The sequence below is a fragment of the Streptomyces sp. NPDC044061 genome, from assembly GCF_056434305.1.
On record NZ_JBWKFL010000007.1, the window covers coordinates 244,882 to 264,109 of the forward strand.

17 protein-coding genes are annotated in these 19,228 nt (G+C 72.9%); 13 read left to right on the plus strand and 4 right to left on the minus strand.

Going from position 1 to position 19,228, the window contains the following annotated elements:
• Window positions 1-9: 9 nt before the first annotated feature.
• Window positions 10-1,212, minus strand: a complete 1,203-nt coding sequence (locus AC07CM_RS14165) for an amino acid deaminase/aldolase (RefSeq protein WP_478876648.1) — start codon at window positions 1,210-1,212, stop codon at window positions 10-12.
• 272 nt (window positions 1,213-1,484) lie between these two features.
• Between AC07CM_RS14165 and AC07CM_RS14170 the strand changes: the two genes are divergently transcribed.
• Window positions 1,485-4,022, plus strand: coding sequence for a hypothetical protein (locus AC07CM_RS14170; RefSeq protein WP_478876649.1), 2,538 nt, complete (start codon window positions 1,485-1,487; stop codon window positions 4,020-4,022).
• Window positions 4,022-5,206, plus strand: a complete 1,185-nt coding sequence (gene mycP, locus AC07CM_RS14175) for a type VII secretion-associated serine protease mycosin (RefSeq protein WP_478876742.1) — start codon at window positions 4,022-4,024, stop codon at window positions 5,204-5,206. Before AC07CM_RS14170 ends, mycP begins: the two co-directional genes overlap by 1 nt.
• A gap of 51 nt (window positions 5,207-5,257) precedes the next feature.
• Here the strand turns inward: mycP and AC07CM_RS14180 are convergent, their stop codons facing one another.
• The gene (locus AC07CM_RS14180; protein ID WP_478876650.1) at window positions 5,258-6,217 is read right to left on the minus strand and encodes a serine hydrolase; all 960 of its coding nucleotides are present in this window, start codon (window positions 6,215-6,217) and stop codon (window positions 5,258-5,260) included.
• Window positions 6,218-6,367: 150 nt separating this feature from the next.
• On the opposite strand from AC07CM_RS14180, the gene AC07CM_RS14185 reads away from it, so the two are divergent.
• Complete coding sequence (locus AC07CM_RS14185) at window positions 6,368-7,099, plus strand: SseB family protein (protein WP_478876651.1); 732 nt, start codon at window positions 6,368-6,370, stop codon at window positions 7,097-7,099.
• A gap of 256 nt (window positions 7,100-7,355) precedes the next feature.
• Here the strand turns inward: AC07CM_RS14185 and AC07CM_RS14190 are convergent, their stop codons facing one another.
• On the minus strand, window positions 7,356-7,712 hold the full coding sequence (locus tag AC07CM_RS14190) for a DUF1844 domain-containing protein (protein ID WP_478876652.1): 357 nt from the start codon (window positions 7,710-7,712) through the stop codon (window positions 7,356-7,358).
• A 358-nt stretch (window positions 7,713-8,070) separates the two neighbouring features.
• On the opposite strand from AC07CM_RS14190, the gene infC reads away from it, so the two are divergent.
• The 10 genes from infC to AC07CM_RS14240 all read left to right on the plus strand — a co-directional run bounded on the left by infC (window position 8,071) and on the right by AC07CM_RS14240 (window position 18,916).
• Complete coding sequence (gene infC / locus AC07CM_RS14195; RefSeq protein WP_450584295.1) at window positions 8,071-8,742, plus strand: translation initiation factor IF-3; 672 nt, start codon at window positions 8,071-8,073, stop codon at window positions 8,740-8,742.
• 112 nt (window positions 8,743-8,854) lie between these two features.
• A complete protein-coding gene (gene rpmI, locus AC07CM_RS14200) occupies window positions 8,855-9,049 on the plus strand; it encodes a 50S ribosomal protein L35 (RefSeq protein ID WP_004933563.1) in 195 nt (64 codons plus the stop codon).
• Window positions 9,050-9,147: 98 nt separating this feature from the next.
• Window positions 9,148-9,531, plus strand: coding sequence for a 50S ribosomal protein L20 (gene rplT, locus AC07CM_RS14205; protein WP_055492778.1), 384 nt, complete (start codon window positions 9,148-9,150; stop codon window positions 9,529-9,531).
• Between the two features lie 194 nt (window positions 9,532-9,725).
• On the plus strand, window positions 9,726-10,586 hold the full coding sequence (locus AC07CM_RS14210; RefSeq protein ID WP_478876653.1) for a TrmH family RNA methyltransferase: 861 nt from the start codon (window positions 9,726-9,728) through the stop codon (window positions 10,584-10,586).
• A gap of 50 nt (window positions 10,587-10,636) precedes the next feature.
• Window positions 10,637-11,770, plus strand: a complete 1,134-nt coding sequence (locus AC07CM_RS14215) for a sensor histidine kinase (RefSeq protein WP_478876654.1) — start codon at window positions 10,637-10,639, stop codon at window positions 11,768-11,770.
• 128 nt (window positions 11,771-11,898) lie between these two features.
• Window positions 11,899-13,020, plus strand: coding sequence for a phenylalanine--tRNA ligase subunit alpha (gene pheS / locus AC07CM_RS14220; RefSeq protein ID WP_478876655.1), 1,122 nt, complete (start codon window positions 11,899-11,901; stop codon window positions 13,018-13,020).
• Complete coding sequence (gene pheT, locus AC07CM_RS14225) at window positions 13,020-15,533, plus strand: phenylalanine--tRNA ligase subunit beta (protein WP_478876656.1); 2,514 nt, start codon at window positions 13,020-13,022, stop codon at window positions 15,531-15,533. Before pheS ends, pheT begins: the two co-directional genes overlap by 1 nt.
• A gap of 168 nt (window positions 15,534-15,701) precedes the next feature.
• The gene (locus AC07CM_RS14230) at window positions 15,702-16,766 is read left to right on the plus strand and encodes a PP2C family protein-serine/threonine phosphatase (RefSeq protein WP_478876657.1); all 1,065 of its coding nucleotides are present in this window, start codon (window positions 15,702-15,704) and stop codon (window positions 16,764-16,766) included.
• Window positions 16,767-16,973: 207 nt separating this feature from the next.
• The gene (locus AC07CM_RS14235; protein WP_478876658.1) at window positions 16,974-18,314 is read left to right on the plus strand and encodes a transcriptional regulator; all 1,341 of its coding nucleotides are present in this window, start codon (window positions 16,974-16,976) and stop codon (window positions 18,312-18,314) included.
• A 65-nt stretch (window positions 18,315-18,379) separates the two neighbouring features.
• Window positions 18,380-18,916 (plus strand): NUDIX hydrolase, encoded by a 537-nt coding sequence (locus tag AC07CM_RS14240; RefSeq protein ID WP_478876659.1) that lies wholly within the window; start codon window positions 18,380-18,382, stop codon window positions 18,914-18,916.
• Here AC07CM_RS14240 and AC07CM_RS14245 read toward each other — a convergent pair.
• A complete protein-coding gene (locus tag AC07CM_RS14245) occupies window positions 18,913-19,170 on the minus strand; it encodes a hypothetical protein (protein ID WP_478876660.1) in 258 nt (85 codons plus the stop codon). The genes AC07CM_RS14240 and AC07CM_RS14245 overlap by 4 nt on opposite strands.
• Between the last annotated feature and the right edge of the window lie 58 nt (window positions 19,171-19,228).

The window sequence follows — 19,228 nt, forward strand, 5'->3', positions numbered from 1 at the left end:
GAGCCCGGCTCACAGGAAGGTCTGCCCCTCGCCCCGGTAGGTGGGCACGGTCGCCGTCACCGTGTCCCCCTCGATCAGGTGCAGCGCGTCGAACCGCTCGCACAGCTCGCCCGCCTTGGCGTGCCGGAACCACACCTTGTCGCCGATGAGCAGGTCGTCGGCGGGCGAGCCGAGCAACGGGGTCTGCACCTCGCCGGGACCCTCCTGCGGGTCGTACTTCAGCCCCTCCGGCAGGTACGGCACCGGCAACCGGTCCGGGCCGGCCGCGCCGGAGGCCGGGTAGCCGCCGCCGAGCACGGTGACGACACCCACGCCCGGCCGCCGTACGACGGGCTGGGCGAACAGGGCGGCCGGACGGCCGGAGAAGGACGTGTAGTTGTCGAAGAGCCGGGGCACGTACAGGCCCGAGCCGGCCGCTATCTCCGTGACCGCGTCCTCGGCGGCTGTGTGCTGCACGCTGCCCGTGCCACCGCCGTTGACGAACTCCAGGTCGGGCGCCACGGCCCGTACCGCCCGCACCACGGCACCGCGCCGCTCGGCCAGCTCGCGCCGGGCGGTGGCCTGCATCAGCCGGATGGCACGCGACCGCAGCGGCCGCCCGGCCAGCGCGTCCCCGACCCCGGCGACGTGCCCCTCGTACGCCATGATCCCCACCAGCCGGAACCCCGGCCGCCGGGCCACGGCCCTTGCCAGCTCCGCGAGTTGGGCGGGCGAGTGCAGCGGGGACCGGCGCGCGCCGACGCGCATCCGGCCGCCCAGCAACCTCAGCGAGGTGTCCAACTCCAGGCAGACCCGCACCACTTCGCGCCCGCCGTCGCGTGCCGCGTCGATGAGGTCGAGGTGGGCGACGTCGTCGATCATCACGGTGACGGCGCCGGCGAGCTTGGGATCGGCGGCCAGCTCCGCGAAACCGGACCGGTCGGCGGACGGGTAGGCCAGCAGGATGTCCTCGAACCCCGAGCGCGCGAGCCACAGCGACTCGGCGAGGGTGAACGACATGATGCCCTGGAAGCCGTCCCTGGCCAGGACGCGTTCCAGCAGGGCCCGGCAGCGGACCGATTTGCTGGCGACCCGGACGGGCTTGCCCGCGGCACGGCGGACCAGGTCGTCCGCGTTGGCGTCGAAGGCGTGCAGATCCACGATCGCGAGAGGGGCGTCGAGATGGGCGGTGGCCCGGTCGTAACGGGCCCGGTCGGCGGCGCGCGCAGTCATGACGGAAGCCTGCCAGAGACGATTACCGCAGGGTAGGGGGACGTTCCGGGCAGATGCCCCCCGGCGCGTGGACTGGTTCTCCCTCACTCTCGGACAACCCGTAGAGTGACGCGCACGTACGGCGGAACGCACTCGGCCGCATCGGCTGAACCGGGATGCCGGTCCAGCCGTACGGGTATGCGTGCCCGGACGGAGTCTCCGCACCGGGCGCGGCCGCTGATGGAACGGCCCGCGTGCGAGAAACGGCCCGGGCATGAGGAAACGGGGGGTGCATGAGCACGGAAGCGCGCCGCGCCCCGATCCCTCCACGCCCGACGACCCCGCCGCCCGGCCACCCGAAGGACACCCACACGGAACCGCAGGCACCGGGACGCGCGGGAGCCGGTCAGGACGCGGCCACGACGGGATCGTCGGCGTCCGGGGCCGCGGCCGAGCCGCCCGCGCGTCGCGACGCGCCCGTGTCCATGTGGCGAGACGGCGACCCCGACGACGAGCCCTCGGTGTTCGCGCCGCGCGCCTCCCGGACGCCGGCCGGCCGGCCGACGGGTGAGGGGCCGCACCGGACCGACGGCTCCCGCTTCCCCGGGCTCCGTCCCTTCGCCGTACCCGAGGCCACCGACCCCACGAGCCCACCCCCACCCCCCGCCTCCGCCCGCTTCCCCGACGCCCCACCGGCCCCGCCCCGCGACGGCGCCGCCGGCGATGTGCCGCCGCGCCCGGCTCACGGCCCCGGCGCCCAGGCCCGCCGCGGTGAGGCCGGTACGTCTGTGCCGCCGCGTCCGGTCCACGGCTCCGCCCCGCAGGCCCGCAGCGACGAGTCCGTCACGGCCGTGCCCCAACAGCCCGCCTCGGCCCGTTTCCCCGACGCCCCGCCGGCCTCGCGCCGCGACGGCGCCGCCGGCGATGTGCCGCCGCGCCCGGCTCACGGCCCCGGCGCCCAGGCCCGCCGCGGTGAGGCCGGTACGTCTGTGCCGCCGCATCCGGTCCACAGTCCTGGCCTGCAGCCCCGCCGCGATGAGGCCGGTACGTCTGTGCCGCCGCGTCCGGTCCACGGCTCCGCCCCGCAGGCCAGCAGCGACGAGTCCGTCACGGCCGTGCCTCAACAGCCCGTCTCGGCCCGTTTCCCCGACGCCCCACCGGCCTCGCGCCGCGACGGCGCCGCCGGCGATGTGCCGCCGCGCCCCGCTCATGGCCCCGGCCGGCAGGCCCGCCGCGATGAGGCCGGTACGCCCGTGCCGCCGCGCCCGGCCCACGGCCCTGGCGCCCAGGCCCGCAGCGGTGAGGCCGGTACGCCCGTGCCGCCGCGTCCGGTCCACGGCCCTGGCGCCCAGGCCCGCAGGGGCGAGGCCGATACGGCCGTGCCCCAACAGCCCGTCTCGGCCCGCTTCTCCGACGCCCCACCGGCCCCGCCCCGCGACGAGGCCGCACCGGCCGTGCCGCCGCGCCCGGTGGACCGCCCCGGCCCGCAGACTCGCCGCGACGAGGCCGGTTCGGCCGTGCCCCAGCGGCCCGGTCCGCAGGCCGGTCGTCCGGGGGCCCCGGCGGTGTCCCTGTCGGAGACGACGGCCCGGCTCCGGCCGATTCGGTCGGCGTCGGGGCCACAGCGTTCCGGTTCCGGGTTCTCCTCCGCATCCTCCGAACGCCAGGGGGCCGCGCAAGGGACCGCTTCCGCGGAGTCCTCGCCGACGCCCGGCGGAGGCCGCGAACGGCCCGGCCGCCCGTCGGCCCCGGCGGAGTCCCCGTCGGAGACGACGACCCGGCTGCGGCCGATCCCGTCCACGCCGCGGCCGGAGCGGTCCGGTACCGCCACCGTGCCCGCCTCCCGCAGCGAGGGATCCTCCCCGACGCCCGCCTCCGGCCGCCCGGCTCCCTCGCAGCCGCCGGTTTCCGCGCGCACCGCCTGGAGCCCGGGTGGCCCCGCCCACCCCGCGAGTCCCCCGCCCACCGCCCCGGACCCGGCACTGTCCTGGAGCGCCGGTGCCGGCGCGCGACCCGTGGTGTCGTTCGGGGAGCCCGAGGGGTACGACGAGCGGATGCGGGCGCGGCCGCTGGGGTTGCGGATACGGCCCCGGACCGCCGCTGCCGCCGCCTGCCTGGTCCTCGGACTCGGCCTCATCGGCGGTGCGGTGACCGGCAGTTGGCTCACCGGCGACGACGGGCACGGCACGGCGGGGAGCGGATTCAGCGCGACCGCGACGCTGTGGCACAGCGTGCCCGTCGACCAGTTGTTCCCGCCGACCGTCCAGGGCACCGGTGCCGGACCCGGCGGTGCCGACCGGTCCTGGACGCGGATCGCCGTCGCCCAGGACAGCGGCTGCGCCGACGCCCTCGACCCGCTGCTGCACAAGGCGCTCGCCCCCGTCGGCTGCCGGCGGCTCCTGCGTGCCACCTACACCGACGCCACCCAGAGCTACGTCACCACCGTCGGCCTGCTGTTCACCAAGGGCGACTCCGCCGCCATGTCCGCGCTCGCCGCCCGCTTCCGCGACGAGCACCTGGACCGCCGCAGCGACCTGATGCCCCGGCCGTACGCCGCCAAGGGCACCGCGGCGGCCGGCTTCGGCGACAAGCAGCGCGCCACCTGGACCCTCTCCGTCCTCACCGACGCTCCCGTCGTCGCCTACGCCGTCTCCGGCTGGGCCGACGGCCGCACCGTCGACTCGCCCCAGCCCTCCGCTGAAGCCGTCCGCTCCGGCGCCACCACGGCTCCCGCCCAGGCCGGCCTCGGCAACGAGGCCCAGGGCCTGGCCGACCGCATCGAGCGGCGGCTGCGGCAGACCGCCGGCTCGGCCACGGAGAAGCCCTCATGATGCGACCGATGCGCGGCCGTCGCCGCGCGGGCGTCACCGGCTCGGCGGTGAGCGTCCTGCTGGCCGGCGCCCTCGTCCTGCTGCCGTCCGCCGAGGCCCACGCCGACGGCATCCGCGCCCAGCAGTGGGGCCTGTCCGCGCTCCACCTCGACGAGGCGTGGCGCACCACCAAGGGCCGGGGCGTCACCGTGGCCGTCCTGGACACCGGCGTCGAGGCCGACCACCCGGACCTGACCGGAAACGTCCTGCACGCCAAGGACATGATCGGCTTCGGCGCGGGGCCCGGCGACCGCACCTGGGCCCGGCACGGCACCGCCATGGCCGGCATCATCGCCGGGCACGGCCACGGACCCGGCAACACCGCCGGCGTCATGGGCGTCGCGCCCGAGGCGAAGATCCTGCCCGTGCGGGTCATCCTGGAGGACGGCGACTCCGCGCGCGCCAAGGCCCGCACCACCCGCGGCAACGCCCTCGCCGACGGCATCCGCTGGGCCGCCGACCACGGCGCCGACGTCATCAACCTCTCCCTCGGCGACGACTCCGACTCCGCCCACCCGGAGCCGAGCGAGGACGAGGCCGTGCAGTACGCCCTGAAGAAGGGCGTGGTCGTCGTGGCCTCCGCGGGCAACGGCGGCGACAAGGGCGACCACGTCTCCTACCCGGCCGCCTACCCGGGCGTCGTCGCCGCCACCGCCGTGGACAAGTTCGGCACCCGTGCCTCCTTCTCCACCCGCCGCTGGTACGCCGCGGTGAGCGCGCCCGGCGTGGACGTCGTGATCGCGGACCCCGACCACAAGTACTACGAGGGCTGGGGCACCTCGGCCGCCTCGGCGTTCGTCTCGGGCGCCGCGGCCCTCATCAAGGCGGCCCACCCCACGCTGGCCCCGGCCCAGATCAAGAGGCTCCTGGAGGACACGGCCCGCGACGCCCCGGTGAGCGGCCGCGACGACTCCCGCGGCTTCGGCATGATCGACCCGGCCGCCGCCCTGAAGGCCGCGGCACGCCTCAAGCCGCGGGCACTGCGCCCGGCGTCGTACCGGGAGAAGTACTTCGGCCCGGGCCCGGACACCGTCACGTCCAGCGGCTCCGCCTCCGACTGGGCGGGCCCCCTGGCGGGCAGCGTCGGCGGAGTCCTGCTGGTCGCGGGCCTGGTCCTGTGGAGAAGCCGGAAGGCGACTCGCTGACAACCCGCCGTACCGGCCGGACACGACCCGCACCCACCGGACGGCACACCCTTACGACGCCGAGGCGAACCCCGACACCGCCGCCTTCGCGGCCTCTTCCACCAGCGAGATCCCCTTCGCCTGGCTGACGGTCCCGTTCGACAGCACCGCCACCAGGTAGTCGGCCCCGTCCACGGTCACCCGCCCGATGCTGTTGACGTCCCACAGCCCGGTCGTACTGCGCGGCAGCCACCCGTTCTTCAGCGCCCAGGACGAGCCCACGGCCGCCGCCGAGACCCCCCACTGCTGATCGGCCTCCACGGACTTCATCAGCCCCTGGACGTACGTGCGGGACGCCGCGCTCAGCCGGGACTCCTCCCCGAACACCTGCCGAAGCAGGACCAGTTGGTCCGCGGCGGTGGTCTGGGTCAGCCCCCACAACTCGCCGGAGCCACCGGAGGTCGACGTCAGCCCGAACCGTTCGTTCGCCGCGTCCAGCCCCTCGGCACGGCTGATCGCGTGCCACAGCGCGGTCGCGGACGCGTTGTCGCTGTTCTCGATCATCCTGGTGGCGTACGCCTTCTCCGCGGCCGTCAGAGAGCGCCCCGCGTCCTGCGCCCGGAGCAGCAACGTGGCCAGGATGTCGACCTTGACGATGCTCGCCGTGTCGAACGCGGCCTCGCCGTACACGGCGCTCTCGCCGGAGTTCAGCTCCAGCACCGCCGCCGACACCTTCGCCCCCGACGGCACGGTCACCGACGCCATCGCCTTCGACAGCGACGCCCTCCGGTCGACGGCCGAAGGCTTCGTCACGGGTTCCACCGACGCCTCCTCGCCCGCCGCGGCCGAGGAGGCGGCCGACGGCGACGCCGCCGACGATACGGCCCCGGCACCGGAATGCGCGCGCGCCTTCACATAGACCGTGCCGCCCGCCGTGACCCCGCCCACGGCGACCACGGCGAGCGCGGTGAACAGAAACGGGCGGCGACGGGACCGGCGGGCGCGGCGACGGCCGGCTCTGGAGGACTCCATGACCGCGATGCTCGGGGCGGGGACTGTGCGCCGCGTTGGACGGAGGTTGGATCCGCGTCAGCGAATACTGAGTTTCCTGTGAATCCGGTGACGACCTGGTTTCCGGCCCCGCACAAACGCGGCGACTTCCCCCCTATAGGGTCGGTGACCGTGGCGAACAAGAACATTCCCGACCCCGGATTCTCCGACGACGACGGATCGGCCGACCCCCGGCTGAGCGCCGCGCTCGCCGCCTGGGCCGAGGACCGCACGGCAGTGGGCCCCGTCCTGGCGGCGCTCAAGGGCGCCCGGCTGCTGGTGCCCGTCGTCGCGATGCTCGGCGAGGTGGAGGAGGACGAGAACGGGCTGCGCCGCGAGAAGACCAGCGACATGGCCGTGCCCACGCTGAAGGCCGGCCACCGCACGGCCCTGCCCGCCTTCACCTCCACCGACTCCCTGGCCCGCTGGGACCCGGCGGCCCGGCCCGTCGCCGTACCGCTGCACCAGGCGCTGCAGGCCGCGGCGCACGAGAAGGCGGACACGGTCGTACTGGACATGGCCGGGCCGGTGCCCTTCGAGCTGACCGGACCCGCGCTGCTCGCCCTCGCCGAAGGCCGTACGAGCACCGACCCGCTCAGCGACCCGGCCGTGGTCGAGGCCGTCCGCGCCGCCGTGGCCGCCGAGCCCGCCGTACTGCGCGCCCACCTCGGCCCCGGAGAGGCCGACGGCACCCTCGCCCTGGTCCTCGATCCGGCCGCGCCGCCCGCCGAGACCGCCCGCTCGGTCGCCGGACGGCTGTCCGCCGACGAGACGCTGAGGGCCCGCCTGGTGCGGGGCCTCGACCTGGCACTCCTGCCGGCCGGGACCACGCCTCCGGGCGAGCCCTTGTTCGTACGGGGATGAGCGGCCGCGGAACCAGCCGTGAGCGGTCGCGGGACCAGGGCCTCTCTTTCGGATCTTGCCGGGGGCGCGCTGCCCGGCACGCGCATCTGCCGCGTTGTCGTCGGTTGCCGACTCCCGCACGCTCGGCTTCGCTCGCGCGGGGGCGCCCCCATCGCGTCGACGCCCTCCTCCGCCTTGCAGCTGCACGCACCGGACCCCGCTCGGGTCGGACGGAAGGCGCCGCCGCTCCGAGCCGGTCAGATCCGAAGGAAAGACCCTAGCCGTAGACGGGGCCGGTGTACTTCTCGCCCGGGCCCTGGCCCGGCTCGTCCGGCACGATCGACGCCTCGCGGAACGCCAGCTGCAGCGACTTCAGGCCGTCGCGCAGCGGCGCCGCGTGGAAGGAGCTGATCTCGGTCGCGCTCGCGTCCAGCAGGCCGGCGAGCCCGGAGATCAGCTTGCGGGCCTCGTCCAGGTCCTGGTACTTGTCGCCCTCCTCGCTCAGCCCGAGCTTCACGGCGGCGGCGCTCATCAGGTTGACGGCGACCGTCACGATCACCTCGACGGCGGGGACCTCGGCGATGTCCCGGGTCATCGCGTCGAAGTCGGTGTTCTCAGGAGGGGTCTCACTCATGTCCCACACCATAGGCGAGGGCGGGAGGGCGCCTTACCCAGGCCCACCCCGCCCCAATTAGCCCTTGTCAAGCGATCCTGCTAACCTGATTGGCGACCGGCCGGACACAGCTGTGCTCGGCCCACAAGTGGAGGCTCCGATCTCCCACCTGACCGTCCCGAGGGACGGCGGGTCACCCGGTCAGGCGGCCACCATCGTTCCGTACGGACGATGGAGTCGCCCGATGTGCGCCCCGCGGTTGCCGCGGCGGTGCTCCGGATGCTTTGGGAGCCCCGCCTGTGATCGTCCGGGGCATTTTTTGTGCTTCGGCGCGGTTAGGTCTAAGGAAAAGACATACGCGGCTGTCCGCCAGACCGCCGTGTGGTGCTACCGAGGAGGATCCATCAGCGCCGAGCCCCGCATCAACGACCGGATTCGCGTTCCCGAGGTGCGACTTGTCGGTCCCAGTGGCGAGCAGGTCGGCATCGTGCCGCTTGCGAAGGCACTGGAGCTTGCGCAGGAGTACGACCTGGACCTGGTCGAGGTCGCGGCGAACGCCCGTCCGCCCGTGTGCAAGCTCATGGACTACGGGAAGTTCAAGTACGAGTCGGCCATGAAGGCCCGTGAGGCGCGCAAGAACCAGGCGCACACGGTCATCAAGGAGATGAAGCTCCGGCCGAAGATCGACCCGCACGACTATGACACCAAGAAGGGTCACGTCGTCCGGTTCCTCAAGCAGGGCGACAAGGTCAAGATCACGATCATGTTCCGTGGTCGCGAGCAGTCCCGGCCGGAGCTCGGCTACCGACTGCTGCAGCGTCTGGCGGAGGACGTCCAGGAGCTCGGTTTCGTCGAGTCGAACCCGAAGCAGGACGGCCGCAACATGATCATGGTTCTCGGTCCGCACAAGAAGAAGACCGAGGCGATGGCCGAGGCGCGTCAGGCGCAGGAGGCCCGCAAGGCCGAGGCGAAGGCGAACCCCGGTCGTTCGCAGAACGCCGCCGACGCTCAGCCTGAAGAGGCCCCGGCCGAGGCTTCCGCCGAGGCGTGATCCCCGGGGACGCGAGTCCCCAAGGACGTAACCGAAACAAGAGCGACGTTCCACCGTGCCCGGTTTTCGTGACCGGGCACCGGAGCGCCACCGACGAGGAGAGAACGGCGCTATGCCGAAGAACAAGTCGCACAGCGGTGCCAGCAAGCGCTTCAAGGTCACCGGCTCCGGCAAGGTGCTCCGTGAGCGCGCCGGCAAGCGCCACCTGCTTGAGCACAAGTCGTCCCGCGTGACGCGTCGCCTCACCGGCAACGCCGAGATGGCCCCGGGCGACGCCGCGAAGATCAAGAAGCTTCTCGGCAAGTGACGTCGCGGCGCCGACCGAGCGCCGTACGTCTGGACCGGGACCCAATCGTTTCCGGGTCGTGTGAGTACCCCCACGGCCCCGCTACAAGGAGTTAACAAGTGGCACGCGTCAAGCGGGCAGTCAACGCCCACAAGAAGCGCCGGGCGATCCTCGAGCAGGCCTCCGGCTACCGCGGTCAGCGTTCGCGCCTGTACCGCAAGGCCAAGGAGCAGGTCACCCACTCGCTGGTCTACAACTACAACGACCGCAAGAAGCGCAAGGGTGACTTCCGCCAGCTGTGGATCCAGCGCATCAACGCCGCTGCCCGCGCCAACGGCATCACCTACAACCGCTTCATCCAGGGTCTGAAGGCCGCCAACGTCGAGGTCGACCGCAAGATCCTCGCCGAGCTGGCCGTCAACGACGCGGGTGCCTTCGCCGCCCTCGTCGAGGTCGCCCAGAAGGCGCTGCCGGCGGACGTGAACGCGCCCAAGGCCGCGTGACGCTGCGCTGTCTCTAGCCGACGCTCACTGGACCCGCAGGCTGTCATGGCTTGCGGGTCCTGTTGTTGGGGCCCTTGTGCGTTGTTCGGCCACGGGTCCGCGGTGGCCGGTCGCGCGGTTCCCGCGCCCCTTCGGGGGCACGACACCCCGCCGGCGTCGGAAACCAGACGACTCTCCCGAAGGTGAAGAAGAGCATGCCGCCCGTCAGCCCCGAGCTGATCTCTCCCCGGTCCGCCCGTGTGAGCGCCGCCCGTCGGCTCGCCAAGCGGAACTTCCGGGGCAAGGACCGGCTGTTCCTGGCCGAGGGACCGCAGGCCGTGCGGGAGGCCGCCGGGCACCGGGTCGCCGGGCAGCCGACCCTCGTCGAGCTGTTCGCCACCGTGGAGGCCGCGGAGCGGTACGCCGACATCGTCGGCGCGGTACGGCAGGCGGGCGCCCGGGTGCACCTCGCCTCCGAGGAGGTCGTCGCCGACATCTCCACCACCGTGACCCCGCAGGGTCTGGTCGGTGTCTGCCGGTTCCTGGACACCCCCTTCGCCGACGTGCTCGCCGCCCGGCCCAAGCTCGTCGCCGTACTCGCCCACGTCCGCGACCCGGGCAACGCAGGCACCGTGCTGCGCTGTGCCGACGCCGCCGGCGCCGAGGCGGTCGTCCTCACCGACGCCTCCGTCGACCTGTACAACCCCAAGGCCGTCCGCGCCTCCGTCGGCTCCCTCTTCCACCTGCCCGTCGCCGTCGGCGTACCCGTCGAGCAGGCCGTGCGCGGGCTGCAGGACGCCGGTGTGCGGATCCTCGCCGCCGACGGGGCCGGTGAACACGACCTCGACGAGGAACTGGACAAGGGCACGATGGGCGGGCCGACCGCCTGGGTGTTCGGCAACGAGGCCTGGGGACTGCCCGAGGAGACCCGCGCCCTCGCCGACGCCGTCGTGCGCGTCCCCATCCACGGGCAGGCCGAGAGCCTGAACCTCGCCACGGCCGCCGCCGTATGTCTCTACGCGTCGGCCCGTGCACAGCGCGCCTCCGGAGGGTGCCGCTCCGTCACCGAGAGCTAGTAGGGTGACGAGTTCGGGGCCCTGCGCCGTCTGAGAGGTGGGGTACGGGGATGAGGGTGGTCGGCACGAGCAGCGCGCCGGGGGGACGGGACGCGCGGCGCGACCCCGCGCCCGGGTGCGGCGACCTCACCGGCATCGACCCGGACCAGCTGCCCGACGGCCTGGTGATCGCCGACGAGCACGGCCGCGTCGTCTGCTTCAACGCCGCCGCCGGACGCATCACCGCCCTCCGCGCCGCCGACGCCCTCGGACAGCACCTGGAGAAGGCGCTGCCGCTGGAGGACCTGGAGGGCCGGCGCTGGTGGCTGCTCACCGACCCCTACGGCGGCCTCGCCATCCGGGTACGGCAGCCCGAGCGCAACCTGCTGCTGCCCGGCGGCCGGGAGGTCCTGGTCTCCGCCCGGTACGTGCGCGCCGAACCCCTCGGACCGGTCCACCGCGTCGTCGTCTCCCTGCGGGACACCGAGGCCCGCCGCCGCACCGAGCGCAGCCACGCCGAGCTGATCGCCACCGTGGCCCACGAGCTGCGCTCGCCGCTGACGTCCGTGAAGGGCTTCACCGCCACGCTGCTCGCCAAGTGGGAACGCTTCACCGACGACCAGAAGCGGCTGATGCTGGAGACCGTCGACGCCGACGCCGACCGGGTCACCCGGCTCATCGCCGAACTGCTGGACATCTCCAGGATCGACAGCGGCCGGCTCGAGGTGCGCCGCCAGCCCGTCGACATAGGCGCGGCCGTCGGCCGGCACATCCAGGCCTACGTCGCCGCCGGCCAGCCCGCCGACCGCTTCCTGCTGCGCATCGAGCAGCCGCTGCCCGCCCTGTGGGCCGACCCCGACAAGGTCGACCAGGTGCTGAGCAACCTGCTGGAAAATGCCGTGCGGCACGGCGAGGGAACCGTCACCATTGACGTCACGCCCTCGGCGTCCCCCCGCGAGGGAGAGGACACCGGCACGTCGGTCACGGTGAGCGACGAGGGGCCCGGCATCCCGGAGGAATCCATGAACCGCGTCTTCACCCGCTTCTGGCGGGGCAGCAAGCGCGGTGGCACGGGCCTCGGGCTCTACATCGTCAAGGGCATCGTCGAGGCCCACGGCGGTGTCATCACGGTCGGCCGCGCCACCGGCGGCGGCGCCGAGTTCCGATTTACGTTGCCCGTGAGCGCGCCGGCGTATCTCGCCTAGCGGCCCACGGGCCATTCGTCTATCTCCACCCCGTTAGACTCGGCCTTTGGCACCTTTGTGACCTTCACGCGGCCCTCACGAGTCGGTGACGGGGACCATCCGCCAGCCAATCGGAAGCACGGGAAGAGATGTCGGCACCCAATAAGTCGTACGACCCTGTCGAGGTCGAGACGTTGAAACCGGAAGAGATCGAGCGCATGCGGGACGAGGCGCTCGCCGCCTTCGCCGCCGCGGACTCCCTCGACGCGCTCCACGAGGCCAAGGTCGCCCACACCGGCCCCGCCTCCCCGCTGGCCCTCGCCAACCGCGAGATCGGCGCCCTGCCCCCGCACGCCAAGGCCGAGGCCGGCAAACGCGTCGGCATGGCCCGCGGTGCGGTGAACAAGGCCCTGGCCGGCCGCCAGACCGAGCTCGAGGCCGAGCGGGACGCCCGCGTGCTGGTCGAGGAGGACGTCGACGTCACGCTGCCGTACGACCGCGTACCGGCCGGCGCCCGGCACCCCCTGACCACGCTCTCGGAGCGCATCGAGGACATCTTCGTGGCCATGGGCTACGAGGTCGCAGAAGGCCCGCAGGTCGAGGCGGAGTGGTTCAACTTCGACGCCCTGAACATCGGCCCGGACCACCCGGCCCGCGGCGAGGCAGACACGTTCTTCGTGCAGGGCCCGGACGGTGGCACCGAGTCCGGTGTCGTGCTGCGCACCCACACCTCGCCCGTGCAGATCCGCTCGCTGCTCGACCGCGAGCTGCCGGTCTACGTGATCTGCCCGGGCCGCGTCTACCGCACCGACGAGCTGGACGCGACCCACACGCCCGTCTTCCACCAGGTCGAGCTGCTCGCCGTGGACGAGGGCCTGACCATGGCCGATCTCAAGGGCACCTTGGACCACATGGTCCAGTCCCTGTTCGGCGAGGGCATGAAGACCCGGCTGCGGCCGAACTTCTTCCCCTTCACCGAGCCGAGCGCCGAGATGGACATGCTCTGCTACGTCTGCAAGGGCGAGTCCGTCGGCAACCCCGACCGGCCCTGCCGCACCTGCTCCAGCGAGGGCTGGATCGAGCTCGGCGGCTGCGGCATGGTCAACCCGCGGGTACTGACCGCCTGCGGCGTCGACCCGGAGAAGTACAGCGGCTTCGCCTTCGGGTTCGGCATCGAGCGGATGCTGATGTTCCGCCACAACGTCGAGGACATGCGAGACATGGTCGAGGGTGACGTCCGGTTCACCCGGCCGTTCGGGATGGAGATCTGATGCGGGTCCCGCTTTCTTGGCTGCGGGAGTACGTCGACCTGCCGGCGACCGAAACCGGCCGTGACGTCCAGGCCAAGCTCATTTCGGCAGGCCTGGAGGTCGAGACCGTCGAGCAGCTCGGCGCCGACCTCAAGGGTCCGCTGGTCGTCGGCCAGGTGCTGACCATCGAGGAGCTGGAGGACTTCAAGAAGCCGATCCGCTTCTGCACCGTCGACGTCGGCCAGGCCAACGGTACCGGCGAGCCCCAGGAGATCGTCTGCGGCGCCCGGAACTTCGCCGTCGGCGACAAGGTCGTCGTGGTCCTGCCCGGCGCCACGCTCCCCGGCGGATTCTCCATCTCCGCCCGCAAGACCTACGGCAAGACGTCCCACGGCATGATCTGCTCCAGCGACGAGCTGGGCATGGGCGACGACGGCACGCACGGCATCATCGTGCTGCCGCCGGAGACCGAGGTCGGCAGGGACGCCATCGCGCTGCTGGAGCTGGTCGACGAGGTCCTGGACATCGCCGTCACCGCCAACCGCGGCGACTGCCTGTCCATCCGCGGTGTCGCCCGCGAGACCGCCATCGCCTACGGCCTGCCGCTGCGCGACCCGGCACTCATCGACGTACCGGCCCCGAACGCGTTCGGCTACCCGGTCCAGGTCTCGGACCCGATCGGCTGCGACCGCTTCACCGCCCGTACGGTCACCGGCCTGAGCCCCGAGGCGCGCTCCCCGATCTGGCTCAAGCGCCGGCTGCAGAAGGTCGGCATGCGTCCGATCTCGCTCGCCGTCGACGTCACCAACTACGTGATGATGGAGCTGGGTCAGCCCCTGCATGCCTACGACCGCAGGCTGGTCCAGGGCACGATCGGCGTGCGCCGGGCCGAGGAGGGCGAGAAGCTCGTCACCCTCGACGGCGCCGAGCGCAAGCTGCACGCCGAGGACCTCGTGATCACCGACGACCGCGGCCCCATCGGTCTCGCCGGTGTCATGGGCGGTGCCAACACCGAGGTCGCCGACCACGAGGACGTGGAGAACGCGACCACCGACGTGGTCATCGAGGCGGCCCACTTCAACGCCGTGTCGATCGCCCGTACGGCCCGCCGTCAGAAGCTGCTGTCCGAGGCGTCCCGTCGCTTCGAGCGCGGCGTCGACCCGCAGGCCGCGGCCGCCGCCGCCCAGCGCACGGTGGACCTGCTGGTGCTGCTCGCGGGCGGCACGGCCGAGGCGGGCGTCACCGAGGTCGTCGCGCCGTCCGCGCCGCACACCATCACCATCCCGGCCAACCACCCGGACCAGGTGGCGGGCGTCGACTACGGCCGTGAGACGGTCGTGCGCCGACTGCAGCAGGTCGGCTGCGACGTCTACGGGCAGGACGAGCTGGTCGTCACCGTCCCGTCCTGGCGGTCCGACCTCGTCGACCCGAACGACCTCGCCGAGGAGGTCATCCGTCTCGAGGGCTACGAGAACCTGCCCTCCACGCTGCCGAACCTCCCCTCGGGCCGCGGGCTGACCCACCGGCAGCGGCTGCACCGCCGGGCCGGCCGGGCGCTGGCCGGCGCGGGCTACGTCGAGGCGCCCAACTACCCGTTCGTCGCCGAGCAGGTCTTCGACCAGCTCGGCCTGGACGCCGACGACCCGGCCCGCCGCGTCGTCAAGCTGGTCAACCCGCTCAGCGACGAGGAGCCCGCGCTCCGTACGACGCTGCTGCCGGGCCTGCTCGGCGCGCTGCGGCGCAACGACGGCCGGGGTTCGCACGATCTGGCCCTGTTCGAGACCGGGCTGGTGTTCCACCCCCGCGAGGAGCAGCGCGCCGCCGTCCACCTGCCCGTCGACCGGCGTCCCACCGACGAGGAGATCGGCGAGCTGAACGCCGCGCTGCCCGAGCAGCCGCGGCACGTGGCCGTCGTCCTCGCGGGCGCCCGCGAGCAGGCCGGCTGGTGGGGCAGGGGCCGCCCGGCCGACTGGGCCGACGCGGTCGAGGCGGGACGCGCCGTCGCGCGTGAGGCCGGCGCCGAACTGATCGTCCGCAAGGGCCAGTACGGTCCCTGGCACCCCGGCCGCTGTGCCGAGCTGGCGGTCGCCGTGGACGGCACGGAGCAGGTCGTGGGCCACGCGGGCGAACTGCACCCGCGCGTCCTGAAGGCGCTCGGACTGCCCGAGCGCACCTGCGCCATGGAGCTGAACCTGGACGCGCTGGAGTCGGTGGGCGACGGCGTCCCGCAGGCGCCGGGCATCTCCGCGTTCCCGGTCGCCACGCAGGACGTCGCCCTCGTGGTCGACAAGCCGGTGCCGGCCGCAGAGGTCGAGGCGGCGCTGCGCGAGGGTGCGGGTGAACTGCTCGAGTCCATCCGCCTGTTCGACGTCTACGAGAACGCCGAGCAGCTGGGTGAGGGCAGCAAGTCCCTCGCCTACGCACTGCGGTTCCGGGCGGCCGACCGTACGTTGACGGTGGACGAGGCGTCTGCCGCCAGGGATGCCGCGGTGGCCCTGGCGGGCGAGCGGACGGGTGCCGTTCTCAGAGGCTGATTCCGCCCGGCCGACCTGCATAAATGCAGGTCGGCCGGAGTAGCCTCACTCATTCGGGTGGGAATCCGAAGCGATCTGACCCAGCCGGGTCATGCCGTAGAAAGATCGGACCGGCCCCTCGGGGCCGGTCCGTCTGCTCTGTCAGGGTCCATATGGGGGACCAGAGGCATGATCCGCATCAAGGCACGGGCACCCACCGCGCGGGCAGCCGTACTGCCCGGCGTCTGGGGAGCCGTGGCGGTCGGCTACAAGGTCGGCTGCCCACTCGCCCAGCAGGACGGGCTCGGCGCGCGCATCGTCACCAGCGCCGTCTTCGTCGCGGTCGGAACCGGACTGATATTCCATGTCCGGCGCACCCTGCTGCGCGAACTCCGGCAGGCCCGACGGGTGGCCGGCGCCGCGCAGAGCGTGCTGCTCCGGCCTCTTCCGCCCCGCCTCGACGGGCTGCACGTGGCGGCCGCCCAACTGTCCGCCGACCGCGGCGCGGCCGTGGGCGGCGACCTCTACGAGGCCGTCGCGACCGAGCACGGCGTCCGCGTGGTCATGGGCGACGTGCGCGGCCATGGACTCGCCGCCCTCGGCACCGTCGCCGCGCTCCTGGGCAGCTTCCGCGAGGCCGCCCACGACGAGGCCGAACTCGCCCGTGTCCTCGGGCGGTTGGAGCGGGCCCACGCCCGTCATCTGCGTGAGCGCTCCCGCGCCGACCACCCGGCGAACGGGCAGGACCCGGGCCCGCCGGTCGCCGAGGAGTTCGTCACCGTCCTGCTGCTGGAGATCGGCCGGGACGGAGAGGTGCGCGCGCTCAACTGCGGCCATCCCTGGCCCTATCTGCTCAGCGGCACCCGCGTGGAGCCCCTCACCCGTGCCGACCCCCTGCCGCCCCTCGGCCCCTTCCCGCTGCCGGCGGAGCCGGAGGCGCACCTGTGCGGCCCTCTGCTCCCCGGCGAGTCCCTGGTGCTCTTCACGGACGGCGCGGAGGACGCGAGAGACGCCCGGGGCCGGTTCTTCTCTCTGCCGACGGTGCTGCGCGAGATCGTGGGCAGCCACCCGGTGACTCCCCAGACCGTCCTCCGCACGGTCTTCACAGCCCTTCTGAACCACACCGGGGGCAGACCGGCCGACGACATCGCGCTTCTCGTGCTGCGCAACGACCGGCAACGGGGACTCGCCCCGGGGATGCGGGGAACCGCCCGACAGGCCCCCACCGACCCCCAGCCCACGACACCCCGTTGACGGCACCGCGGCAGTCCCGCCCGGCCAAGCCACCGCTTTCTGAGGGGGAGCCGGCGGCTTGGCCGGTCTCTTTCGAGGTCCTCAGTCAAGCGGCAGAACACGCTCCGCGACAGCGTGCACACAGTGCGGATGCGCGCACTCCGTTCACACCCCGTGTGAAAGCGGAGCCACTACGCTGACCGCACCAGGCCACTCGGGGGGCAACCCATGCAGCCCAACACACTGCTCGACGCGATCCTGGACGAGGCGGGGATCTCGCACGCCGGTCTCGCCGCCCATGTCAACCAGGCCGGCCGGAGACGGGGCCTCGCGCTCCGGTACGAACACACCGCCGTGGCACGGTGGCTGAAGGGGCAGCGGCCGCGCGGCCAGGTGCCCGACCTGATGTGCGAGGTGCTGGCGGGCCGGCTGCACCGGCCGGTCACCCTGGACGACATCGGCCTCGGCGTGCCCGGCCGGCCGAGCAACCCCACCACCGGCTCGCTCTCCGGCTTCGTCGAGCGCGCCACCGCGCTGTGGCGCTCCGACGAACAGCAGCGCCCACACGTGCTCGGCGCGCCGGCCGTCACGGGCACCCCCGCCGTGATGCCGGTGTGGGAGTGGGAGAACCCGCCCGAGGACCAGGACGTCTCACGGGGCGGCCGGCACCGGGTCACCCCGGCCGACCTCGAGATGCTGCGCGCCGCCCGCACCCACTACGAGCAGATGTACCGCAAGGCGGGCGGCATCGCGACCCGCACCCGGATCGTCGGCTTCCTCAACGCCGAGGCCGCCCCGCTGCTGCGCGGCAGCTACACCGACGCCACCGGCCGTCAACTGCACCGGGCCACCGGGGGGTTGGTGGCGATCGCCGGCATCTGCGCGTACGACTCCGACGCGCACGGGCTCGCCCAGCGCTACTTCCACCAGGCGCTCAGACTCGCGAAGGCCAGCGGGGACCGGGGACTCGGCGCCTATGTGATCGCGCTGCTGGTCAACCAGTCGCTGTTCATGCGGGAGTACCGGCAGGCCGTCGCCTTCGCCGAGGCCGCCCTGCGCGCCGCCGGCAAGCACATCACCCCGGCGCTGGCCTCGGATCTGTACGCGATGCAGGCCAAGGCGTACGCCCACCTCGGCGACTCGAGCAGCGCGCTGTCCTGCATACGCCGTGCGGAGACGGCCGCCGACCGCATCCGGCGCGGGTACGAGCCCGACGAGACCGGCTACGTCCAGCCCGGCCTGGTCAACGTCCAGGTGGCCGAGGCGCTGTTGAGCCTCGGCGAACTCGCCGCCGCCCGAGAGCACGCGGCGGCAGCGGTGGACAACCCGGCCCACGACCGCGGCCGGGTGCACCGGCTCGCCATGCTCAGCACGATCGAACTGCGGCAGGGCAACGCCGACAAGGCGGTGGCCACCGCCGTGCAGATGGCCGAGCAGGCCCGCGGGATGGAGTCCCAGCGGCTGCGCGACAGACTGCGCGCGGTACGCGAGCATCTGGTGCGCTGCGGCTCGGCCGGGACCGCCGAAGCCGCCGAACTCATCGACGGCGCACTGCGCGTACCGCTGTAGGCGCACTGTAGGTACACAGTCCCTGCTGCGATATTGCCACTTACTCGTCGGAAGGTGGCAGAACCGTGCAGTGGACGAAACAGAACGAACAAACTGTGTATGAAAACCGCTGGTTCAGCGTCAACCTCGCAGATGTCGAGCTGCCGGACGGCCGGCACCTCGACCACTTCCTGATCCGGCTGCGGCCGGTCGCCGTCGCCACGGTGGTCAACGAGGCCAACGAAGTCCTGCTCCTGTGGCGCCACCGGTTCATCACCGACAGCTGGGGCTGGGAACTGGCCGCCGGTGTGGTGGAGGACGGCGAGGACATCGCGAGCGCGGCCGCCAGGGAACTGGAGGAGGAGACCGGCTGGCGGCCGGGACCCCTGCACCACCTGATGAGCGTCGAGCCGTCCAACGGCCTCACCGACGCCCGGCACCACATCTACTGGTCCGACCGGGGCGAGTACGTCGGACACCCCGTGGACGACTTCGAGTCGGACCGCCGGGTATGGGTTCCCCTCAAGGTCGTCCCCGACCTGATAGCCAGGGGGGAGGTCCCGGCCGCCAACATGGCGGCCGCGTTACTCCTGCTGCACCACCTCAGGCTCGCCGACGCCTAGTGGGCCAGCGCCTGCCAGACCGTCACCACCAGGGCTCCCAGCGCCGCGAGGGCGGCGACCGAGGGCAGCGGCCAGCGCGCGTGCTCCAGCGAGGACATGCGCGAGTGCAGCTCGTCCACTTCCTTGGCGGTCTCCTCGGTGCGGTGACTGAGCAGGGCGAGTCCTCCCTCGACTCGGGCGTACGCCACGTCGAGGCGGCGCCGTAACTCTGCGAGTTCTCCATGGACCACGGGATGCTCCGGATCGGTGGTCACGGGTCCACTCCTTTCCGTAGTCGAACGTGGTTGTTCCGCATCCCTTGCATGCGCATGA